Below are 7,478 nucleotides of genomic sequence, written 5' to 3'. Positions count from 1 at the left end.
GGGCCGAGGGGATCGCGGGAGTCGGTGCCGTCGGTGCGGCGCCGCCCAGTGGGGCGGCGGGGCCGCTCGGGACCGCGTGGCCCCCCATGAAACCGGCGTCCGGTGTCCCCTGGGCGCCAGAGTTCTGTGACTCGCCGGGCAGGCCGGAGGCGTCCGGGCGTGCGGAGTCGCCGGGACGGGGGTTCTGCTGCCCGCCCGGCCCGTGCGACCCGGGTTCCGGTCGGGGCTGGCTTGGATTACTCACGCGACCTCATCAACAGGGGACAACGGTGGTTGCCAGGGGCCCTGGGGCGGCCCTCCGGCCCTTGTTGCGACTCGTGCGCCGTCCGAAGAGTACTGTGCGGGCTGGTGAGCGGGGGGAGCGCGTGCACCGCGAAGCACCATCCGGGCCGGTCAACGCCCCCGCCGATGGAAACGGCCGGGTTGCTCCTCCTTGTTCGTCCGCCGTCCGGGGCGCCGCGCCCCGTGGCCGAGGACGCTCGACATGGCCGGGTGGTATCAGCCGCAACTTTGGCACACTTCGGCCATATACACCCTGAATTCTCCGCATTCGGCGTCCGACCTCGGCGGTCGTCCCGCCCGTGCGGCTGAAGATCGTCTTCGCGCGGGCCGCCGGCGCGGCTGGATGGGGTCACACCGTCCTGTACGAAGCGGCGCCCGGCCACGGCTCGATCGCGCGGAGTTTCCGGGTTTGGACGGTCCACTTGCCATGACGGGACGCCGTACGTATCTTGTCGATGTATCGAGTCGATACATTCACTCGATACATCAGATCGAGACATCGGCTTCTGCGGAAGAGGGGACCGGATGGCGGCCAGGAAGGGCGCGGGCGTGCTGGAGCTCGCCGTGCTCGGCCTGCTGCACGAGGCCCCGATGCACGGCTACGAGCTGCGCAAGCGGCTCAACGCCCTGCTGGGCATGTTCCGGGCGTTCTCCTACGGCTCCCTCTATCCGTGCCTGAAGCAGCTTCTCGCGGACGGCATGATCGTCGAAGACCGTTCGGCCGAGGAGAACACGCCCCTGGCCCTGCAGAGCCGCCGGTCGAAGATCGTTTACAAGCTCACCGCCGACGGCAAGGAGCGCCTCCAGCGGCTCCTGACCGAGGCCGGACCGGCGGCGTGGGAGGACGAGGGGTTCGGCGTGCACTTCGCCTTCTTCTCGCACACCCGCGCCGACGTCCGGCTGCGCATCCTCGAAGGCCGGCGAAGCCGGCTGGAGGAGCGGCTGGAGAGCGTCCGGGCCGCATTGGCGCGGACCCGCGAACGGGTCGACTCCTACACCCTGGAGCTGCAGAACCACGGGCTGGAGTCGGTCGAGCGCGAGGTCAGGTGGCTCAACGAGCTCATCGGGCGCGAGCGGGCCGAGCAGGAACAGCAAGCACTGTCAGCTAAGCGAATTGACCAGGACATGCCTCGGGACGAGGGCCGCTGAGCGGCGACCCGGCGCCCTCGGGGGCGGGTGAAACCACATGTTCCGCAAGAGAGAAGGAGCAACCGGATGGGTTCGGTGCGCGTAGCCATCGTGGGTGTGGGCAACTGCGCCTCTTCACTCGTCCAAGGTGTCGAGTTCTACAAGGACGCGGCCCTCGACACGCGAGTCCCCGGCCTGATGCACGTGCAGTTCGGTGAGTACCACGTGGGCGACGTGGAGTTCGTCGCGGCGTTCGACGTGGACGCCAAGAAGGTCGGGATGGACCTGTCCGAGGCCATCCACGCCAGCGAGAACAACACGATCAAGTTCGCCGACGTCCCGCCGACCGGCGTGACCGTCCAGCGCGGCCACACCTTCGACGGCCTCGGCCAGTACTACCTCGACATGGTCGAGGAGTCCGACGCCGAGCCGGTGGACGTCGTGCAGGTGCTGAAGGACGCCGAGGTCGACGTCCTGGTGTCGTACCTGCCGGTGGGCTCGGAGGAGGCCGACCGCTTCTACGCCCAGTGCGCGATCGACGCCAAGGTCGCGTTCGTGAACGCGCTGCCGGTGTTCATCGCGAGCGACCCCGAGTGGGCCCAGAAGTTCACCGACGCGGGCGTCCCGATCGTCGGCGACGACATCAAGTCGCAGGTCGGCGCGACCATCACGCACCGCGTCATGGCCCGCCTCTTCGAGGACCGCGGTGTCGAGCTGCTGCGCACGTACCAGCTCAACTTCGGCGGCAACATGGACTTCATGAACATGCTGGAGCGCAAGCGCCTCCAGTCGAAGAAGATCTCCAAGACGCAGTCGGTCACCTCGCAGATCCCGCACGAGATGGCGAAGGCCGACGTGCACATCGGCCCGTCCGACCACGTGCCGTGGCTGGACGACCGCAAGTGGGCCTACGTCCGGCTGGAGGGCAAGTCCTTCGGCGACACCCCCCTCAACCTGGAGTACAAGCTCGAGGTCTGGGACTCCCCGAACTCCGCCGGCGTCATCATCGACGCGGTGCGCGCCGCGAAGATCGCCAAGGACCGCGGCATCGGCGGCCCGATCCTGTCGGCGTCCTCCTACTTCATGAAGTCGCCCCCGGAGCAGTACACCGACGACCAGGCGCACGAGGCCGTGGAGAAGTTCATCCGCGGCGAGGTCGAGCGCTGACCCCCGTCCGGTGCTCGATCCGGGCTCGCTGAGAGTCTGATCACAAAGTCTCCAAGGGACGCCCTGACAGTGGACTTCCACTGTCAGGGCGTCCTTACTTCTAGAGAGAAAACGGTGATGTACCGGCCCTTTGTCACTCTGCGGCCCTACTGTGACACTGCCGGTGACCGCGCGCCAGGTTCGGAGTTCGAGGTGGGAACGTGACGGCACGCCAGATGTTCAAGGTGACGGTGGGGCTGACGGGGCTGATGGTGGGCCTCGCGGGATGCGCGGGGGGAGGTGACGACGCGTCCGCGTCGGGCGAGGGCCGCGACGGCGGGACGCTGCGGATCATCGGGTCGTCCGATGTGGAGCACCTCGACCCGACGGCGGTGGCGAGCGTCGGGGCGTACGGTCTGACGCGCACGTTCGCGCGGACGCTGTTCGGGACGCGGGCGTCCAACGACTTCCAGGAGACGGTCCCCGTCCGGCCGGACGTGGCGGAGCGGATCCCGACCCGCGAGAACGGCGGCGTCGGCAAGGACCGGCGCACCTACACGGTGCGGCTGCGCGAGGGCGTCCAGTGGAACACGAAACCGCCGCGGCCGGTCACCGCGCAGGACTTCGTCCGCGGCTTCGAGCGGCTGTGCAACCCGGCGGCGCCGTCCGCCGGCAAGGGCTACTTCATCTCCACCCTGAAGGGGATGGACGAGTTCTGCCGCGGCTACGGCGACGTCGACGGCAAGGACCCCGCGGCCATGACCGCCTACCAGCGCGGCCACGAGATCGAGGGCGTCCGCGCCAAGGACGACCGGACGCTCGTGTTCAAGCTGCGCCGCCCCGCCAGCGACTTCCTGAACCTGCTGACGCTGCCGTACACCGCCGCCGCGCCGAAGGAGTACGACGCCTACGTCCCGGACGGCGCGGAACTCCGCCGCCACACGATCTCCGACGGCCCCTACCAGATCACCGAGTACCGCCCGGGGCTGTCGTACCTGCTCTCCCGCAACCCGGCCTGGCGGGCGGGCGGCGACCCGCTCCGCGAGGCGCACGTCGCGAAGATCCGGATCACCCTCGGGCAGGACTCTCCCGAGGCCGTCCAGCAGCAGATCGAGCAGGGCACCGCCGACCTCGCGTGGGACCAGCCCGTCCCGACGTCGGCGATCCCCCGGCTGCGCGACGATCCCCGGTTCGCGATCCGGGAGACGCCGAACAACAGCCCGTACCTGGTGTTCAACACGCGCAGCCCGAACAACGGCGGCGCGCTCGGCAGGCGGGAGGTCCGGCAGGCGCTGGAGTACGCGATCGACCGCAGCGCGCTCATCAAGATCGTCGGCGGGCCGTCGGTGGCGCGGCCGCTGCACACGGTGATCCCGCCGGGGAACTCCGGATACTCGGCGACCGACCTCTACCCGACGCCCGGCGAGTCGGGCGACCCGGCCAAATGCCGCGAGCTGCTCGGGCAGGCGGGGCGGCCGAAGCTCACGCTGAAGTTCCCGTACCGGACGAACAGCGTCCACAAGCTCATCGCCCAGTCCATCGCGGAGAACCTGGACGCCTGCGGCGTCGAGACCGAGCTCGTGGCCGACTCGGGCGGCTCCTTCTACGCCGGCACCCTCGGCACGCCCGCCCGCGCCCGCGCCGGCGAGTGGGACATCGCCGCGCCCGGCTGGGTGCCCGACTGGTACGGCAACAACGGCCGCTCGATCATCCAGCCGCTGTTCGACGGCCGCACCTACGGGCAGAACTCCACCAACTACGGCGGCTACGACAACCCGCAGGTCAACGCACTGATCGATGCGGCACTCACCGCGCCGGACGCCGAGCGCGCGGCCGGCTACTGGCAGCAGGCCGACCAGAAGATCATGGAGGACGCGGCGATCGTGCCGCTCCTCGACCGCGCGCAGACGCTCTTCCACTCGTCCCGCGTCCACGGCGCCGTCTACCTGCCGACCACCGCGGGCTACGACTACACGCGGCTGTGGCTGAGCGGCGACTGACGACGCATAAGGTGATCGCGTGAAGGCTGGACAGGTGCGGGAGATCCTGCGCGGGCGGGATTTCCGGCGGCTGTACGGCACGCGGCTCGCCTCGCAGTTCAGCGACGGCGTGTTCCAGGTCGCGCTCGCCGGCCATGTGTTCTTCTCCCCCGAGCGGCAGACGACGGCCGGCAAGGCCGCGGCGGCGTTCGCGGTGACACTGCTGCCGTACTCGGTGCTCGGCCCGTTCGCCGGGGTGTTCATCGACCGGTGGCGGCGCCGGCAGATCCTCGTGTGGACGCCGGTCCTGCGGGCGCTGCTCGTCCTTGTCGTCGCGGGGCTCGTGGCCGCCGGCCAGGACGGCGCGGTCTTCTTCCTCGGCGTCCTCGTCGTGCTGGGCGTCAACCGGTTCTTCCTCGCGGCGCTGTCGGCGGCGCTCCCGCATGTCGTGCGGCGCGACCAGCTGGTGACGGCGAACGCGTTCACGGTCACGTCCGGGACGATCATCGCGTTCGCGGGCGGCGGCGCCGGCTACCTGCTGCGCCTGCTCTTCGGCTCCGGGCACGAGGGGACGGCGCTGATCCTCGTGGCGGCGGCGTCCCTGTACGTGCTGGCCGGCCTGGTCGCGACGACGCTGCCGAAAGCGCTGCTGGGGCCGGACGTGCCCGACATGTCACGCGTCCGCGACACGCTGGGCGGCGTCGTGTCCGGCCTCGCGGACGGGGCGCGGCATCTCGCCCGGCGGCCGCAGGCGGCGCTGGCGCTCGGCGCGATCTCGTTCCACCGGTTCCTGTACGGCGTCGTCCTGATCATGACGCTGCTGCTGTGCCGCAACCACTTCGCGGACGACCCCGACCGGGGGCTGGAGAAGTTCGCGCTCATGCTCGGGGTGTCCGGCGCCGGGTACTTCGCGGCGGCGCTGATCACCCCGGCGGTGGTGCGGCGGATCAGCAAGCAGGCGTGGACGGCGTGGCTGCTCGCCGCGGCGGCGCTGAGCCTGCTGCTGTTCGGAACGCCGTTCGCGGAGCGCCCCTGGGCGGCCGGCGCCTTCCTGCTGGGCGTCGTGTCGCAGGGCGTGAAGCTGTGCGTCGACACGACGCTGCAGGAGATCATCGACGACGGCTACCGGGGGCGGGTGTTCGCCGTCTACGACATGCTGTTCAACGCGACGTTCGCCGCCGCGGCGGCGGCCGCCGCGACCTGGCTCCCGGCGGACGGCCACGCCGTCCCGACCCTGCTGGCGGTGGTCGCCGCCTACGCCGCCGGCGCGGTCGCCTACCGCACCGCCGCATCCCGCATCCGCCGCCCCGCCCCGGCCCTCCGCTGACCCGCCACCGCACCGGGCACCGCCCGGTCGCCGGGCACCCACCGGACTGGCAGGGCAGCCGCCGATCGCAGGACGCCGCCGGCAGTGCGCCGGACCGGATGGCGGGCGCCGGACGTCGAGGGCGCCCGGGGCGCGGGCGTCAGAGGGCCTCGGCGATGGCGTGGAGGGCGGCGGCGATGTGGAGGACCTCGTCCTCCGTGCAGACGTACGGTGGCATCGTGTAGACGAGCTTGCCGAACGGGCGCAGCCAGACGCCGTGCGCCATGGCGATCTCCTGCACGGACGCCACGTCCACCGGCTCCCGCGCCTCGATGACGCCGATCGCGCCGAGGACGCGGACGTCCGCCACCCCCGGGAACTCGGCGGCACCGTCGAGTTCGCTGGTGAGGATCGCCTCGATGGTGTCGACCTCGTCCCGCCAGTCGCGGGACAGCAGCAGGTCGATCGACGCGGACGCCACGGCGGCGGCCAGCGGGTTCGCCATGTACGTGGGGCCGTGCATCAGGACGCCCGCCTCGCCGGAGGAGATGCCCTCTGCGACGCGGTCGGTGCACATGGTGGCGGCCATCGTCATGTATCCGCCGGTCAGGGCCTTGCCGAGGCACATGATGTCGGGCGTGACCTCGGCGTGGTCGCAGCCCCACAGCTCGCCCGTCCGGCCGAACCCGGTGGCGATCTCGTCCAGGATCAGCAGGATGCCGTGCTCGTCGGCGATCTCGCGGAGCGCGGCCAGGTACTCGGGGGCGTAGAAGCGCATCCCGCCGGCGCCCTGGACGATCGGCTCGACGATGATCCCGGCCAGCTCGCCCGCGTGCTCGGCGGCGAGCCGGGACAGCTCGTCCAGGTAGGAGTCATCGGGGTCGGCGGCGTACCCGAGCGGGGGCGGCGGCGCGAACACGTGCTTCGCGAGGACGTCGGCGAACAGGTGGTGCATCCCGTTCACCGGGTCGCAGACCGCCATGTCGCCGAACGTGTCGCCGTGGTACCCGCCCCGGACGGTGAGCAGCCGGTGCCGCTCGGGCCGCCCCTGCGACCGCCAGAACTGCAGCGCCATCTTGATCGCGACCTCGACCGCCACGGATCCGGAGTCGGCGAAGAACACCTTCGTCAGCGGCTCCGGCGTGATCTCGACGAGGCGCTCGGCGAGCCGCACCGCCGGCGGATGCGTGAGCCCGCCGAACATCACGTGCGCCATCTTGCCGAGCTGCCCGGTGACGGCCGCGTTCAGTTTCGGGTGGTTGTACCCGTGGACGGCCGCCCACCACGACGACATCCCGTCGATCAGCTCACTGCCGTCCGCGAGCGTCAGCCGCACACCGCTCGCCGACACGACCGGCAGCGTCGGCGCGGACGCGGGCATCGGCGCGTACGGATGCCAGATGTGCTCCCGGTCGAAGGCCAGCATCCGCTCGGCCTCCCGCGGACTCATCCGCCCGAGCTGCAACGGAATCACGCCGCACCCCCGCCGGCTCCCACGCCACCGTCGCTCCTGCCGCCCTCGGCCGCGCCGGACTCGGCCGGGCCCTCGTTGCTGCCGCTCTCGGCTGCGCCGGGCTCGGCCGCGCCGCCTTCGTTCGTGCCGTTCTCGGCGGTCGCGGAGGGGGTGGTGGGGGCGG

The 7,478-nt window shown here is 71.2% G+C and carries 5 protein-coding genes; 4 read left to right on the top strand and 1 reads right to left on the bottom strand.

The window, feature by feature from the left end; translation table 11 throughout:
- Positions 1-807: 807 nt before the first annotated feature.
- From E1284_RS36665 to E1284_RS36650, 4 genes are all read left to right on the top strand, one after another.
- Complete coding sequence (locus E1284_RS36665; RefSeq protein WP_131944740.1) at positions 808-1,431, top strand: PadR family transcriptional regulator; 624 nt, start codon at positions 808-810, stop codon at positions 1,429-1,431.
- 66 nt (positions 1,432-1,497) lie between these two features.
- Positions 1,498-2,577, top strand: coding sequence for an inositol-3-phosphate synthase (locus E1284_RS36660; RefSeq protein ID WP_131944739.1), 1,080 nt, complete (start codon positions 1,498-1,500; stop codon positions 2,575-2,577).
- A gap of 200 nt (positions 2,578-2,777) precedes the next feature.
- Entirely contained in the window at positions 2,778-4,556 is a 1,779-nt protein-coding gene (locus E1284_RS36655; protein ID WP_243714970.1) for an ABC transporter substrate-binding protein, read from the top strand.
- Positions 4,557-4,575: 19 nt separating this feature from the next.
- The gene (locus E1284_RS36650) at positions 4,576-5,862 is read left to right on the top strand and encodes an MFS transporter (RefSeq protein WP_131944738.1); all 1,287 of its coding nucleotides are present in this window, start codon (positions 4,576-4,578) and stop codon (positions 5,860-5,862) included.
- 139 nt (positions 5,863-6,001) lie between these two features.
- On the opposite strand, the gene E1284_RS36645 is transcribed toward E1284_RS36650, so the two are convergent.
- Positions 6,002-7,291, bottom strand: a complete 1,290-nt coding sequence (locus E1284_RS36645) for an adenosylmethionine--8-amino-7-oxononanoate transaminase (protein ID WP_131944737.1) — start codon at positions 7,289-7,291, stop codon at positions 6,002-6,004.
- Between the last annotated feature and the right edge of the window lie 187 nt (positions 7,292-7,478).

The organism is Actinomadura bangladeshensis (genome assembly GCF_004348335.1).
Taxonomy (GTDB): domain Bacteria; phylum Actinomycetota; class Actinomycetes; order Streptosporangiales; family Streptosporangiaceae; genus Spirillospora; species Spirillospora bangladeshensis.
The sequence above is the reverse complement of the archived record's forward strand: the minus strand, read 5'-3'. Positions and strand labels throughout refer to the sequence as shown.

Bases quoted from the DNA above. Each gene is read 5' to 3' on its own strand.
- E1284_RS36665 (WP_131944740.1), top strand. From the start codon at position 808: ATGGCGGCCAGGAAGGGCGCGGGCGTGCTGGAGCTCGCCGTGCTCGGC.
- E1284_RS36660 (WP_131944739.1), top strand. From the start codon at position 1,498: ATGGGTTCGGTGCGCGTAGCCATCGTGGGTGTGGGCAACTGCGCCTCT.
- E1284_RS36645 (WP_131944737.1), bottom strand. From the start codon at position 7,291: ATGAGTCCGCGGGAGGCCGAGCGGATGCTGGCCTTCGACCGGGAGCAC.